At 70.1% G+C, this 14061-nt stretch carries 12 protein-coding genes and 2 tRNA genes; 9 read left to right on the top strand and 5 right to left on the bottom strand.

What is annotated here, in order from left to right; all coding sequences use genetic code 11:
• Positions 1-137 precede the first annotated feature (137 nt).
• The 6 genes from gyrB to ACIO3O_RS25630 all read left to right on the top strand — a co-directional run bounded on the left by gyrB (position 138) and on the right by ACIO3O_RS25630 (position 7824).
• On the top strand, positions 138-2243 hold the full coding sequence (gyrB, locus tag ACIO3O_RS25655; RefSeq protein ID WP_401749643.1) for a DNA topoisomerase (ATP-hydrolyzing) subunit B: 2106 nt from the start codon (positions 138-140) through the stop codon (positions 2241-2243).
• Between the two features lie 42 nt (positions 2244-2285).
• Complete coding sequence (gene gyrA, locus ACIO3O_RS25650; RefSeq protein WP_401749640.1) at positions 2286-4901, top strand: DNA gyrase subunit A; 2616 nt, start codon at positions 2286-2288, stop codon at positions 4899-4901.
• Between the two features lie 93 nt (positions 4902-4994).
• The gene (locus ACIO3O_RS25645) at positions 4995-5648 is read left to right on the top strand and encodes a DUF3566 domain-containing protein (protein WP_401749638.1); all 654 of its coding nucleotides are present in this window, start codon (positions 4995-4997) and stop codon (positions 5646-5648) included.
• A gap of 84 nt (positions 5649-5732) precedes the next feature.
• Positions 5733-5806, top strand: a tRNA-Ile gene (locus ACIO3O_RS25640).
• A gap of 159 nt (positions 5807-5965) precedes the next feature.
• Positions 5966-6100 carry a DLW-39 family protein gene (locus ACIO3O_RS25635; protein ID WP_003958712.1) on the top strand — a complete coding sequence of 45 codons (135 nt, stop codon included), beginning with the start codon at positions 5966-5968 and terminating at the stop codon, positions 6098-6100.
• Between the two features lie 416 nt (positions 6101-6516).
• Entirely contained in the window at positions 6517-7824 is a 1308-nt protein-coding gene (locus ACIO3O_RS25630; RefSeq protein WP_401749636.1) for a hypothetical protein, read from the top strand.
• A gap of 23 nt (positions 7825-7847) precedes the next feature.
• On the opposite strand, the gene ACIO3O_RS25625 is transcribed toward ACIO3O_RS25630, so the two are convergent.
• Positions 7848-9179, bottom strand: a complete 1332-nt coding sequence (locus tag ACIO3O_RS25625) for a protein kinase (protein WP_401749635.1) — start codon at positions 9177-9179, stop codon at positions 7848-7850.
• 72 nt (positions 9180-9251) lie between these two features.
• Positions 9252-9800 (bottom strand): helix-turn-helix domain-containing protein, encoded by a 549-nt coding sequence (locus ACIO3O_RS25620; protein ID WP_401749633.1) that lies wholly within the window; start codon positions 9798-9800, stop codon positions 9252-9254.
• 160 nt (positions 9801-9960) lie between these two features.
• Here ACIO3O_RS25620 and ACIO3O_RS25615 point away from each other — a divergent pair.
• The 3 genes from ACIO3O_RS25615 to ACIO3O_RS25605 all read left to right on the top strand — a co-directional run bounded on the left by ACIO3O_RS25615 (position 9961) and on the right by ACIO3O_RS25605 (position 11026).
• Positions 9961-10033: transfer RNA gene (locus ACIO3O_RS25615), tRNA-Ala, on the top strand.
• A gap of 141 nt (positions 10034-10174) precedes the next feature.
• Positions 10175-10600 carry a hypothetical protein gene (locus ACIO3O_RS25610; protein ID WP_401749631.1) on the top strand — a complete coding sequence of 142 codons (426 nt, stop codon included), beginning with the start codon at positions 10175-10177 and terminating at the stop codon, positions 10598-10600.
• A gap of 3 nt (positions 10601-10603) precedes the next feature.
• Positions 10604-11026, top strand: a complete 423-nt coding sequence (locus ACIO3O_RS25605) for a transcriptional regulator (protein ID WP_401749628.1) — start codon at positions 10604-10606, stop codon at positions 11024-11026.
• A gap of 119 nt (positions 11027-11145) precedes the next feature.
• On the opposite strand, the gene ACIO3O_RS25600 is transcribed toward ACIO3O_RS25605, so the two are convergent.
• The 3 genes from ACIO3O_RS25600 to ACIO3O_RS25590 form a co-directional block, all read right to left on the bottom strand.
• Complete coding sequence (locus ACIO3O_RS25600; protein ID WP_401749627.1) at positions 11146-11772, bottom strand: hypothetical protein; 627 nt, start codon at positions 11770-11772, stop codon at positions 11146-11148.
• Positions 11773-12196: 424 nt separating this feature from the next.
• Entirely contained in the window at positions 12197-13321 is a 1125-nt protein-coding gene (locus ACIO3O_RS25595) for a sensor histidine kinase (RefSeq protein WP_401749625.1), read from the bottom strand.
• On the bottom strand, positions 13318-14049 hold the full coding sequence (locus tag ACIO3O_RS25590) for a response regulator (RefSeq protein ID WP_401749622.1): 732 nt from the start codon (positions 14047-14049) through the stop codon (positions 13318-13320). Before ACIO3O_RS25590 ends, ACIO3O_RS25595 begins: the two co-directional genes overlap by 4 nt.
• Positions 14050-14061 lie beyond the last annotated feature (12 nt).

Below are 14061 nucleotides of genomic sequence, written 5' to 3'. Positions count from 1 at the left end.
TCATGTCTGCGCTACCGGTAGACTGGTGGATAGTCCTCGCTTGTTTCGCGGGGCACGTCGACTCACACAGAACGACGCAGCCGCTCCTGCCTGCCTGGGGATGGGGATTCCCCCAGCCGACGGCAGGGGATGGGCCTGTGCTGTGCCAGAAAGGGCGCTTCGTGGCCGATTCCGGCAACCCCAACGAGATCAGTCCGTCCACTGCCGGCGAGGACGCCGAGGGCACTGCCGCGGAGGTGACCTCTTCGGGGGGCACCAACTCCGAGGTCACCTCGTCGTACGACGCCAGCGCGATCACCGTCCTCGAGGGCCTGGACGCGGTCCGCAAGCGCCCCGGCATGTACATCGGCTCGACCGGTGAGCGTGGTCTGCACCACATGGTGCAGGAGGTCGTCGACAACTCCGTCGACGAGGCCCTGGCCGGGCACGCGGACTCCATCGACGTCACGATCCTGGCCGACGGCGCCGTGCGCGTCATCGACAACGGCCGAGGCATCCCGGTGGGCATCCACCCGGTCGAGAAGAAGCCGGCCGTCGAGGTCGTGCTCACCGTGCTGCACGCGGGCGGCAAGTTCGGCGGCGGCGGCTACGCGGTCTCCGGCGGTCTGCACGGTGTCGGTGTCTCCGTCGTCAACGCCCTGTCGTACAAGCTGGCCGTCGAGATCCGTACGGACGGTTACCGCTGGACGCAGGACTACAAGGCGGGTGCCCCGACGGCGCCGCTGGAGCGGCACGAGGCCACCGAGGAGACCGGTACCTCGGTCACGTTCTGGGCCGACCCGGACATCTTCGAGACGACGGAGTACTCCTTCGAGACGCTGTCGCGGCGTTTCCAGGAGATGGCGTTCCTGAACAAGGGACTGACCATCAAGCTCACGGACGAGCGGGAGTCCGCGAAGGCCGTCGCCGGTGCCGACACTCCGGACACCGCCGACGACGAGCAGGTCCGCACGGTCACGTACCACTACGAAGGCGGCATCGTCGACTTCGTGAAGTACCTGAACTCGCGCAAGGGCGAGCTCATCCACCCGACCGTCATCGACGTCGAGGCCGAGGACCGGGAGCGGATGCTCTCGGTCGAGATCGCGATGCAGTGGAACTCGCAGTACAGCGAGGGCGTGTACTCGTTCGCTAACACGATCCACACGCACGAGGGCGGTACGCACGAGGAGGGCTTCCGTGCGGCGCTGACGGGTCTGGTCAACCGGTACGCGCGGGAGAAGAAGTTCCTGCGCGAGAAGGACGACAACCTGGCGGGCGAGGACATCCGCGAGGGTCTGACCGCGATCATCTCGGTGAAGCTGGGCGAGCCGCAGTTCGAGGGCCAGACGAAGACCAAGCTGGGCAACACGGAGGCCAAGACCTTCGTGCAGAAGGTCGTGCACGAGCACCTCAACGACTGGTTCGACCGCAACCCGAACGAGGCCGCGGACATCGTCCGCAAGGCGATCCAGGCCGCCACGGCCCGTGTCGCCGCCCGCAAGGCGCGCGACCTGACCCGCCGCAAGGGCCTGCTGGAGTCGGCGTCGCTGCCGGGCAAGCTCAGCGACTGCCAGTCCAACGACCCGACGAAGTGCGAGATCTTCATCGTCGAGGGTGACTCCGCCGGCGGCTCGGCGAAGTCCGGCCGCAACCCGATGTACCAGGCCATCCTGCCGATCCGAGGCAAGATCCTGAACGTCGAGAAGGCGCGCATCGACAAGATCCTCCAGAACACCGAGGTCCAGGCGCTGATCAGCGCCTTCGGCACCGGTGTGCACGAGGACTTCGACATCGAGAAGCTCCGCTATCACAAGATCATCCTGATGGCGGACGCCGACGTCGACGGTCAGCACATCAACACGCTGCTCCTGACGTTCCTGTTCCGCTTCATGCGGCCGCTGGTCGAGGCGGGGCACGTGTACCTGTCGCGTCCGCCGCTGTACAAGCTCAAGTGGAGCCGCGACAACGTCGAGTACGCCTACTCCGACCGTGAGCGCGACGCGCTCCGCGAGGCGGGCGAGCAGCAGGGCAAGCGCATCAAGGAGGGCGACCTCCAGCGCTTCAAGGGTCTCGGTGAGATGGATGCCGAGGAGCTGCGCATCACCACGATGGACGTCGACCACCGTGTGCTCGGCCAGGTGACCCTGGACGACGCGGCCCAGGCCGACGACCTGTTCTCGGTGCTGATGGGCGAGGACGTCGAGGCGCGGCGCTCGTTCATCCAGCGCAACGCCAAGGACGTTCGCTTCCTCGACATCTGAGTCGGTCCGTCGCTGACCGCTTCGAAAGGATTTTGACCAGCAATGGCCGACGAGAACACCCCTGTCACCCCTGTTCCCGAGGATCAGACCGTACGGATCGAGCCCGTCGGGCTCGAGACGGAGATGCAGCGGTCCTACCTCGACTACGCGATGTCCGTCATCGTGGCGCGTGCGCTGCCCGACGTGCGGGACGGCCTGAAGCCCGTGCACCGTCGCGTCCTGTACGCGATGTACGACGGCGGCTACCGGCCCGAGAAGGGCTTCTACAAGTGCGCCCGCGTCGTCGGTGACGTCATGGGTACCTACCACCCGCACGGCGACTCCTCGATCTACGACGCCCTGGTGCGTCTGGCGCAGCCGTGGTCGATGCGCATGCCGCTGGTGGCCTCCAACGGCAACTTCGGCTCCCCGGGCAACGACCCGGCGGCCGCCATGCGCTACACCGAGTGCAAGATGGCGAACCTCTCCATGGAGATGGTCCGCGACATCGACGAGGAGACCGTCGACTTCACGGCCAACTACGACGGCCGCAACCAGGAGCCGACGGTCCTGCCGTCGCGCTTCCCGAACCTGCTGGTCAACGGCTCCGCCGGGATCGCGGTCGGCATGGCGACCAACATCCCGCCGCACAACCTGCGCGAGGTCGCCGCTGGCGCCCAGTGGTGCCTGGAGAACCCGGAGGCCTCGCAGGAGGAGCTCCTGGACGCCCTGATGGAGCGCATCAAGGGCCCCGACTTCCCGACCGGCGCCCTGGTGGTGGGCCGCAAGGGCATCGAGGAGGCGTACCGGACGGGCCGCGGCTCGATCACGATGCGCGCCGTGGTGGCCGTCGAGGAGATCCAGAACCGTCAGTGCCTGGTCGTCACGGAGCTTCCGTACCAGACGAACCCGGACAACCTGGCGCAGAAGATCGCCGACCTGGTGAAGGACGGAAAGGTCGGCGGCATCGCCGACGTCCGTGACGAGACCTCGTCCCGGACCGGTCAGCGCCTGGTCATCGTGCTCAAGCGCGACGCCGTCGCCAAGGTCGTGCTGAACAACCTGTACAAGCACACCGACCTCCAGTCGAACTTCGGCGCGAACATGCTGGCGCTCGTCGACGGTGTGCCGCGCACCCTGTCGCTGGACGCGTTCATCCGCCACTGGGTGACGCACCAGATCGAGGTCATCGTCCGTCGTACGCAGTTCCGCCTGCGCAAGGCGGAGGAGCGGGCGCACATCCTGCGCGGTCTGCTCAAGGCGCTGGACGCGATCGACGAGGTCATCGCGCTGATCCGCCGCTCGAACACGGTCGAGATCGCCCGCGAGGGCCTGATGGGCCTGCTGTCCATCGACGAGATCCAGGCGAACGCGATCCTGGAGATGCAGCTGCGCCGTCTGGCCGCCCTGGAGCGGCAGAAGATCGTGGCGGAGCACGACGAGCTCCAGGCCAAGATCAACGAGTACAACAAGATCCTGGCCTCCCCGCAGCGCCAGCGTGCGATCGTCAGCGAGGAACTGGCCGTCATCGTCGACAAGTTCGGCGACGACCGGCGCTCCCAGCTGGTGCCCTTCGACGGCGACATGTCCATCGAGGACCTGATCGCCGAGGACGACATCGTCGTCACCATCACCGGTGGCGGCTACGTCAAGCGCACCAAGACCGAGGACTACCGGTCGCAGAAGCGCGGCGGCAAGGGCGTGCGCGGCACGAAGCTGAAGCAGGACGACATCGTCGACCACTTCTTCGTGACCACCACGCACCACTGGCTGCTGTTCTTCACGAACAAGGGCCGGGTGTACCGCGCGAAGGCCTACGAGCTCCCGGACGCGAGCCGGGACGCGCGCGGCCAGCACGTGGCGAACCTCCTCGCGTTCCAGCCGGACGAGAAGATCGCGCAGATCCTCGCGATCCGTGACTACGACGCGGCGCCGTACCTGATTCTGGCCACCAAGGGCGGCCTGGTGAAGAAGACGTCGCTGAAGGACTACGACTCGCCCCGTTCGGGTGGTGTCATCGCGATCAACCTGCGGGAGACCGCGGACGGCAGCGACGACGAACTGATCGGCGCGGAGCTGGTGTCGGCGGAGGACGACCTGCTGCTGGTCAGCAGGAAGGCCCAGTCGATCCGGTTCACGGCGACGGACGACGCACTGCGTCCGATGGGCCGTGCGACGTCGGGCGTCAAGGGCATGAGCTTCCGAGAGGGCGACGAACTGCTCTCGATGAATGTGGTCCGGCCGGGTACGTTCGTGTTCACTGCAACCGACGGCGGGTACGCGAAGCGCACTCCCGTCGACGAGTACCGCGTCCAGGGCCGCGGCGGTCTCGGCATCAAGGCCGCCAAGATCGTGGAGGACCGGGGCTCGCTCGTGGGCGCGCTGGTGGTCGAGGAGACCGACGAGATCCTCGCCATCACCCTCGGCGGTGGTGTGATTCGTACGCGAGTCAACGAAGTCAGGGAGACGGGCCGTGACACCATGGGCGTCCAACTGATCAACCTGGGCAAGCGGGACGCCGTCGTCGGCATCGCCCGCAACGCCGAGGCCGGCCGTGAGGCCGAGGAGGTCGACGGGGCAGACGGCTCCGAGACCGAAGCGGACGGTGCGGTCACTGCCACGGCCGCGACCGAAGTAGCCGAGGGCGTCGAGCCTTCGGCAGGGGAGCACGAGGAGTAGGTCGTGAGTGGAGCCACGGGCACCGGAGGAAAAACTTCCGGATCTGGAGCACCCGGTGCCCGTGGCTCTGCCGCGGACTCCCAGGGGGGAACTGTGACGGACACCCGGGGGCCGCAGCCCCAGCAGGGTTACGAGGGGTACGCGGCCGGACCGCTGCCCGGTGAGCGGGAGGAGCCGGCCCAGGGGCCGGGTTCCCAGCCGTATCACCCGCCGCAGGCGTACCAGGCGACGCAGGGCGGTCAGCAGGGCGGCGGTGGCACCCAGGGTGGCCAGCGTCCGGCCGCGGGCCAGGGCGGCGGCGGTACGCAGGGCGGTCAGACGGGTGCGGTGCGTCGGCCGCGTACGGGGGCGCGGACCACGCCCCGTACGCGCAAGGCGCGGCTGCGGGTGGCCAAGGCCGACCCGTGGTCGGTGATGAAGGTCAGCTTCCTGCTGTCGATCGCCCTGGGCATCTGCACGGTGATCGCGGCGACCGTGCTGTGGATGGTCATGAACGCCATGGGCGTCTTCGAGACCGTCGGCGGCACGATCAGCGAGGCGACCAGCTCGACGGCCGGTTCCGGTGAGAGCAGCGGGTTCGACCTCCAGTCGTTCCTGTCGCTGCCGAGGGTGCTGACCTTCACCTCGGTGATCGCGGTGATCGACGTGGTGCTGATGACGGCCCTGGCGACGCTGGGCGCCTTCATCTACAACCTGTCGGCCGGTTTCGTGGGCGGTGTGGAGCTCACGCTCGCCGAAGACGAGTAGGCGCTGGTGGCGGGGGGCGGAGAACCGATTTTGGGACTGCGCCCCTCGTGCGCTAATCTTCAGGAGTCAGCGCGCGAGCGCAGCGGGCCTATAGCTCAGTTGGTTAGAGCGCATCCCTGATAAGGATGAGGCCACAGGTTCAAATCCTGTTAGGCCCACAGACACCGGTTGGCCCGGACGAGAAACTTCTCGTCCGGGCCAACCGCTTTTGTGCGTCCGGCAGTTGAACCCCCCGGTAGGTCACCGATCGGTATCGGCCGGTGTGTATAGTCGGCCGCCAAGAGGTCTCCTACGTCAAGGAAAGACGAGGTCGCGCGGTGAAGAAGCTTCTCCTGGTCGCACTGGCCGCCATTGGCGGGCTCCTCGTGTACCGCCAGATCCAGGCGGATCGCGCCGAGCAGGATCTGTGGACGGAGGCGACTGACTCCGTGCCCGCAGGTTCGGGTGTGTGAGCCCCAGTAGTCACACGCAAAACCCCGGTCGCTCTGAGGAGCGGCCGGGGTTTTGTGCTGTCCGGGCTCTCATGCGTGATGTTTCACGTGAAACGGTCCGTGGGTGCGGTCTGTGTTTCACGTGAAACATTCGCGCGGGGTTTCCCGGGCGCGCGCTCTGAGCGGGCCGTGAGCGCCGTACGGCGGGTGGGCGGGTTCCTGGCGGGTCGTCACTTCGCAGGCCCGCAGAGGGCCTTCCAGGGCCGGTAATCGGTCGTATGAGCGGACAGTGCTGGTGCCGGCGGGGCAGGATGAGCCTCACGGAGTCCGTTGCGCCCACCGCGGTGGCAGACGGCCACCCGGAGAGGGCGAGGGGCGGCGTGGTGACGAGGGAGCGAGACGGGGGCCGGGGAGCCTGTGGGGCCGGGTGGCCACGGGTGCGTCTCGCCGGGGTGGCGGCGCTCTGCGCGGTGCTCTGCCTGCCGGGGGCGTCGCTCGCGGCAGCCGGGCCGGACCCGTACGTCTTCGCCGAGGGCATCCAGCAGGTCCGGGCCACGTCGAGCACCGCCGACGCGCCCGTGCTGGCGGCCGGGAAGGCGTACCGGGACAGCATCGGACCGAACGAGAAGCGGTATTACCGGCTGGACCTCGACGCCAGGACGAACGCACATGTGTCGGCCGTCGGGGTGCCGAAGGCGGGGGCCCGCGTCCAGTACGCCGACGGGCTCAAGGTGTCGATGCTGGACGGCAGCAGCATCCCCTGCGACCAGGGCGAGGGCATGAACTTCGGGACGGCCGCGTACCCGCGCCCGCTCAGCGCCACCGCCGCCCGGCTGATCGTGCCGGACTCGCGCAGGTGCCAGACCGCGGGCGCCTACTACGTCCTGGTGCAGCGCACCGCGAAGGCCACGTCCTCCCGGGAGGCCTGGGACCTGGAGATCCGGCACCAGTCCGAGCCGGGGCTGAAGCAGGCCGGGCCGACCAAGGCGCCGCAGGGCTGGCCCAGCACGCCGCCCGGGCCGCCGAAGGGCAGTGCGCGCAAGCGGCACGGCGGCACCGGGTTCAACGACGCGACCGCGCTGACCGCCGGGGAGTGGCGCGACGAGATCACCCCCGGGCAGACCCTCTTCTACCGGGTGCCCGTCGACTGGGGACAGCAGATCTACGCGGACGTCGGCCTGCACAACGCCGGGGGCGGCCGGAAGGGGATGGTGAGCAACGCCCTGTCCGTCGCGCTGCACAACCCCGCGCGGGGGTTCGTGACGGGCCACAACGCGATGCTGTACGACGGGGACCTCAAGACGGTCTCGCTGGACCCGCTGCCGCCGGTGGCGTACGAGAACCGCTTCGACTTCTCCAGCGCCGTCGGCGGCATGCGGCTGGCGGGCTGGTACTCCCTGCGGGTCACGCTGAACCCCGAGGTCTCCAGCACCTTCGGCGACCGGGCGTACGGAGTGACGCTGCGGGTCGCCGTGCAGGGCGCCGCGCGACCGGGACCCGCGTACACGGAGGCGTCCCGGGACTTCGGCGTCCCGAAAGGGGATGCCCGGGCGGTGGACGGAGGGCGTGGTGCCGCGCCGGACGGGCGCAGCGGCGTGATGCGGGTCGTCGCGGCCGCCGGAATCGGTACCGGGAGCGTCCTGGTCCTCGGGTTGGGGACCTGGACGCTGGTGGCCAGGCGCAGGGCGGCGGCGGGCGGCGCAGCGCAGCCGGGGGCGGGCTTCGGGCCGCCGGCGGGCTGGTAGCCGCGTCCGGGGGGACCTGGGTTTCAGGCCTGGGTCAGCGCCCAGATGCCCACGGCGAAGCAGATCAGCGCGACCAGCAGGACCGGGACCGCCACTTTGGGGGGCGGTCCGGGGCGTTTGCGGGGGGCCGGGGCCGAGGGGGGAGCCACGGGCGGGGGCACGTAGGCGGGGGGCACGGCGTGCGGGAGAGGGGCCGTGGCCTGTGGCAGTGGGGTCGTGGTCTGCGGCGGGAAGGGGGTCGTGGCCCGCGGCGGAGGCGGGACGGGGGACGTCCCGGGCGAGGGCGGCGGGGCGAGGTAGTAGCTGCCGGTCTGGGACATGGGGGTCGGGGCGGAGGCCACGGGGCCGGACGCGGACATCGGCGCGGAGGACGTCGAGGGCCAGGAGGACGCGGGGGGCGCGAGGGGTGTGGAGGATGCGGGGGGTGCGAGGGGCGTGGAGGACGCGGGCGGCGCGAGGGGCGTGGAGGATTCCGTACGGTCCGGGCCCGACGGGCCGAAGCCCGTCGGCAGGGGGCCCAGCTGGTCGAAGACCTCCACCGGGTCCTGGTCCGGTCCCTCCTCCGGCAGCAGTTCCGCACACGCCGCCAGCGCCTTGCGGGCTCCCGTGGCGGTACGGAACCTGGCCTGCGGGTCCGTCCGGAGCATCCCGGCGAGAACCTGCCACAGCGACTCGGGCAGGTCCTCGGGGGCGTTCGGGGTGCCGTCGGCGAAGAGTTCGGCCAGCTCTCCCGGCTCGGGCTTGCGCCCCTGGAGCAAATACAGCGCGACCAGCCCGACGGCGTACAGGTCGGCGGGGAAGTCGGGTTCGCAGCCCCTGAGCTGCTCGGGCGCGAGATAGCCCGGGGTGCCGATGACGTAGTCGGTCTGGGTCAGGCGGGCGTCGCCCTTGCGGATGGCGATGCCGAAGTCCGACAGCCGCAGGTGCGGGCGGCCGGTGCCGGTCGCCTCCAGGAGGATGTTCGCGGGCTTGATGTCGCGGTGCACGACCCCCTCGGCATGGAGGGCGGCGAGGCCGGAGAGCAGCTGGTCGAGGAGGGTGCACACGAAGCGGGGCGGGAGCGGGCCGTAGTCCCCGATGAGGTGGGCGAGCGAGCCGCCGCTCACCAGGTCCATCGTGAACAGCACCTGGTCGTCGTCCGCCGCCCAGCTGGCCGGAGCCAGGACGTGCGGATGGTCGATGCGCAGGGCCTGCTCGCGGACGAAGCGCAGCAGCGCGTGGGCGTCGCTCTGCCGCAGCACCTTCGCCGCGACGTAGCGGTGGCGCCGGTGGTCCCAGGAGCGCCACACCGCGCCCGACCCGCCCTGCCCGATCGGGTCGATCAGTTCGTACCGGTTCGCGAAGATCTCGCCCATGGCCCCCGCCCGCCCCCGCCCCTTGTTCTCCTGGTGACGCGCTCCTGGTGACGCGTCAGTTCCGGTGACGCCTCAGCTCTGGTGCGCTTCGTAGTGGGCGACGGCCTCGGCGGTGCGCCCGGCGCCGTACACCCGCAGGAACTCGGCGAGTTCCGGGTGGTCGGCGGCGAGGGAGTCCGCCGCGTGGATGATGTCCCCCGCACCGGCCACCGAGCGCAGCAGCGACTGGATCTCGCGCACCACACGGCGCACGGTGGGTGCCCCGGAACTGGGCGTGGACTGGTTGGTGGTGCTCAGGACCGACCCGCCCTGGGACTTCTTGATCTCTTCCATCCGGTCCGTGGCCTCCCCCGCGCTGACGCTGCCGTCGGAGACCAGGCCGGCGAGTTCCTGGAGGGCCTGGACGCGCTGCACCACGGCGGGGTTGCCGATCTTGGCGCGCTGGCCGCTCATCAGCTGGGAGAGCATGGGGGCGGAGAGGCCGAGCACGCCCGCGAGCCGGGCCTGGTTGAGACCCAGGTCGTCGATGAGCCGACGGAAGAGCGCCCCCAGCGGCTCCCCGTACCAACTGCGCTGAAGCTCCCTGGCCCTCGCCGAGGCTTCCTGTTGTGCTGCGTCCATCTGCGTCTCCCCTTCGCTGCTGCGAACCTCGCGGTGCATCTTACGGAGAGTGGTCACCCACGGGGAGTCCCTATCTGTTTGCGGGATTGTGGGGGTCACCCGCTACTCTGGTGGGCGTCGGTGGACGCGTGCTGTGCGGCGTGTTCGCGGCACCCTTTTCGGGGCCTTAGCTCAGTTGGTAGAGCGCTGCCTTTGCAAGGCAGATGTCAGGAGTTCGAATCTCCTAGGCTCCACACATTGAATGCCCCCTGAACTGCGGAAACGCGGGTTCAGGGGGCATTTTGCATGCCCGTCGTCGCTGCGGGGGATCCCTTGGGGCGCCGCGCACACCCAGCTAGTTGCACATCTCGTAACTAGCTGCCAGTGTAGTAACCATGAAGCGCAACGAGCCCCTCACAGGTCCCGCCGACCAGCTGGCGGTGATCACCGCAGCGCCCGATCTGAGCCGCCCGGCCTCCCTGGGCGAGCGGGTGGTGGGTGTGGCCACGCTCGTCGGTCTGTACGGCGGGCTGGTCGCAGCGCTGGAGTCCGATCTGCCGCGCCCCGTCGGCGTCCTGGTCTTCGTGGCGGCCCTTGTCCTGCTGCTCCGCTGGAACGGCCATCACGACAACGCCGCCCGCAGGCGGCCGCACACGCGCCTGGAGAACGGCGCCCGGCTCTGTGCCGCGGCCCTGGTCGGCATTCCCGGCATCAGCCTCGTCTTCGGTGACGGCCCCGACACCTTTGCCGCCCACCTCGTCGCCCCCGCGTTCCCCACCCTCGCCGCCGCCGTCTACCTCGTTCTGCGCTGGAGGAAGTGACCGGTGACCGACAGCCCACAGGAACGGCAACCGCGCGAGGCGCTGGTCAACGTCATCCACTCGCCGACCCGCCTCGCCATCCTCGCCACCCTCAACCGCATCCAGCACGTCGCCTTCGCCGACCTGCGCGACAGCCTGCACCTGACCACCCCCGAACTCTCCCGCCAGCTCGCGATCCTGGAGAAGGAGGAGCTGGTGGAGGTCGCCAAGCTGCGGGTCAAGCGGGTCACCGTCACCCACGTGCGCCTCTCCGACAGCGGACGCGAGCGCTTCGCCGCGTACCTCGACTCCCTGTACGCCATCGTCGGCGAGGGCGACCGCGGCGAAAGAGCCGACGGGCGGGAGCCGGACAACGAGACCGGCACGGCACCGGTGGACACGGCGCATACGCAGGGGGCACCTGCGAACGGGGCCTCCGGTGCATGACACCGGAGGCCCGCCCTTGCCGTGCCGCCTGACGGGACCTGCCTCACCGTCCGAAGCCTCATCGTCCGAAGAGGGCGAGACCACTCACCGCCTCAAGCAGGCGATGCGGCAGGGGAATTTCAGCCTGCCAGAGCGAACGAGCCGGCCTCACGGCTCGCGAAGGACGCCGGCGTGAAGCCGGAGTTGTCCGCCACCGTTTCGGGGGCCGTCGGGGCGCCCTTCCAGATGCAGTAGACCGCGGCGGCGGCCAGGATCGCGGTCGCGCCCGCGACCCCGCCCTTCACCGCGATCTTCATGCCTCGCTTGGCGGCCTCCTTCAGGCCGATCTCGGCGACCTTGCGCCAGTTCTTGGCCCTGATGTGCTTGTCGAGCTCCTTGGAGACGCCGGCCAGGCCGCCCAGACCGATCGCGTCCAGCATGCAGCTGGCGTACGAGCGCTGCACACCGGCAGGGACGTCCGTGTCCGTGAAGTACGCCTTGAAGGCGTCGGCGAACTCGACACCGAACTTCGCCTTGGTGGCCTCGTAGTCGAAGTTGCCGTCCGCGTCCAGGTGTTCCCCCTTGTCGATCGCCTCGAGGTAGGAGGCCACCTGGTCGATCTGTTCCTGCGTGACCTGCTCGGCCTGGTCGGCCGCACGGGTCGGGCCCCCGTCGGCGGCGTAGGCCGTGGAGACACCGGTCGTGCCGATGGCGAGGGCGGTGACACCGGAGATCACGACGGTGCTCAGTCGCGTACGCATGTTCATCTGTGCTTGTTTCCTTGCGTGTTCGTGCACAGGAAGGGTGAAGACCTGGCTATGCCCGGCCGAGCGAAACCACACGCTTCACTCGGTCCCCCCCCTGGGGCACTGCGGTTTCCGGCGTCTGGTCAGGACGGCCGGAAGTGGATGCCTGGACACGTATGTAGTGGTCGACGTGCGCCGGAACGCTCCGGCGCACGGTCGGTTCCCCCACCGCGACAGTCCCCCGAGGCCCTGGACGAGGCCCCCGGGCGGCGCGGCGAACGTATCGCCGCCGAGCCGGCGCACTCAATCTCCCGCTGACTTTTTCGCGTCGTAAACAACCTATGTCCGCTTTGTGTGGCCACCTGGCGGGGTCCCTCCCCGCCGGGTGGCGGGGGTCCGCCGCTCGAGGGTCCGGCCTTGTCCGCTCAGAGAAGGGAAAGGCAGGTCAGGGCAGGTCGGGTTGTCGATGTGGCCCCCCGCGGGGCAGCTCCGCACGCACCATGAAGCCGCCGTCCGGGGTGGGGCCCGCCGTCACGGTGCCGCCCAGGAGGCCGGCCCGCTCCCGCGCGCCGAGCAGGCCGTGTCCGGCCGAGGGCGCGGGCGTGCCGGAGGGGCCGACCGGGGGCCCGTTGACCACCTCGATCCGCAGCGGGTCGCAGTCCGAAGCGGCCGACACGACGATACTGATGGCGCTGCCCGGCGCGTGTTTGGCCGCGTTGGTCAGGGCCTCCTGGATGATCCGGTAGGCGGCATGCTCCGTGGCGGGCGGCGGCGTCGGCATGCGCGGCGGCAACCGGAGCTCGATCTGTACCGCGAGCCCGCTGGCCGCGATGAGGGCGGGCAGATCGGCCAGGCCCGACAGCCCGCCGTCCCCCGTGCCGCGCAGGACGCCCAGCATGGTGTGCAGCTCATCGAGGGTCTTGCCGCCCAGCTCGCCGATGCGTTCGCCGCTGCTGCGGGCCTGCGGGTCGGCCGACGTGAGAGCGAGCACGCCGGCCTCCATGGCGATCAGACTCACCTGGTGGGACACCACGTCGTGCATCTCATGGGCCATCCGGGCACGCTCGGTCGCCACGGCCTTCTCCGCCACGAGTCTGCGTTCCTGCTGCCGGCTCTCGCTCAGTTCCGCCAGTCGCCCGGCCAGCTCCCGTCGGGTGTGGGCGAGCCGCCCCAGAGCCGTCGGCCCGGCGCTGAACAGGGCGGGGCCCAGGAGAGCGGCGGCCCATTGGTGCACGGTGCGGCTGCACGCCGCCGCCAGTGCGGCGGGGGTCGCAGCAGTCAGGAACATCACGACGGCACACCCGTAGACGAGCGTTGGGCGTGAGAGCGCGGCGGCCGCGGTGCCGAGAGCCGTCATCGGCGCCAGCCACAGATAGCCGCTGACGGCGGCGGGCAGCGTGGCCAGGAGGGTCACCAGGGGCCACCGCCTGCGCAGCACCAGTGCGCAGACCGCGAGCACATAGGTGGCGGCCGTCACCGGTCCGACCCGGTCGACCACGGTGATCAGCTCTGCGGCGGCCACTGCGACGATCGCGGCATCCACAGCCCACACCGGCGGGCGGATGCTCATGGCTGCCCGGTGCCGCCGACGGTTTCGGGAGCGGTGGCCGCACGCCTGTCCACGAGGGACTGGGCCAGGACCGCCGCCTGGATGCGGTTGGTCGCGCCGAGCTTGGCGAGGACGGAGCTGACGTGGTCCTTCACCGTGGACCGACTCAGGAAGAGGCGTCCGGCGATCTCCGCATTGGTCATCCCGGTGGCCAGCAGCACGAGCACGTCCCGTTCCCGGTCGGTGAGCTGCCCGCCGCCGAGTCGGGCGGCAGCGGTTCCGGGCGGTACCCCGGGCCTGCCGGTGGCCGGGCCCAGGGCCGGGCGTACGACCGAGTGCGTCACCCGGGAGGACAGGGCGCTGCCTCCGGCGGCGAGCAGCCGCACCCCCGGGATCAGCTCCTGGGCCGCAGTGCCCTTGAGGAAGAAGCCGACGGCACCCGCGGTCAGCGCTCGCGCGACGTTCTCGGCGGTGCCGAAACCGGTCAGCATGGCCACGGCCGGCGGAGCCGCGAGGCCGCGCAGAGCCGCGAGGACGCTGAGGCCGTCGACGCCGGGCATGTGAACGTCGACCAGCGCCACGTCCGGCCGGTGCAGCTCGGCCTGCGCCACCGCGTCCGGCCCGTCACACGCCGCGGACACCCTGATGTCGTCGGCGCTCTCCAGGATGCGCTGCAGGCCATGGCGCAGGAGCTCGTCGTCGTCGACGACCATGACCTTCACCATGGGTACGGCCGCTCTGCCTCTCACGGTCTGAACCAA

Source organism: Streptomyces sp. NPDC087440, from assembly GCF_044744005.1.
In the GTDB taxonomy this organism is placed as follows: domain Bacteria; phylum Actinomycetota; class Actinomycetes; order Streptomycetales; family Streptomycetaceae; genus Streptomyces.
Note: the sequence above shows the minus strand (reverse complement) of the source record. Positions and strands in the feature narration are given on the sequence as shown.

What these genes read in the sequence shown, in the direction of transcription:
- gyrA (WP_401749640.1), top strand. Translation starts at nt 2,286, where the DNA reads ATGGCCGACGAGAACACCCCTGTCACCCCTGTTCCCGAGGATCAGACC.
- ACIO3O_RS25610 (WP_401749631.1), top strand. Translation starts at nt 10,175, where the DNA reads ATGAAGCGCAACGAGCCCCTCACAGGTCCCGCCGACCAGCTGGCGGTG.
- ACIO3O_RS25620 (WP_401749633.1), bottom strand. Translation starts at nt 9,800, where the DNA reads ATGGACGCAGCACAACAGGAAGCCTCGGCGAGGGCCAGGGAGCTTCAG.
- ACIO3O_RS25600 (WP_401749627.1), bottom strand. Translation starts at nt 11,772, where the DNA reads ATGAACATGCGTACGCGACTGAGCACCGTCGTGATCTCCGGTGTCACC.
- ACIO3O_RS25625 (WP_401749635.1), bottom strand. Translation starts at nt 9,179, where the DNA reads ATGGGCGAGATCTTCGCGAACCGGTACGAACTGATCGACCCGATCGGG.
- ACIO3O_RS25595 (WP_401749625.1), bottom strand. Translation starts at nt 13,321, where the DNA reads ATGAGCATCCGCCCGCCGGTGTGGGCTGTGGATGCCGCGATCGTCGCA.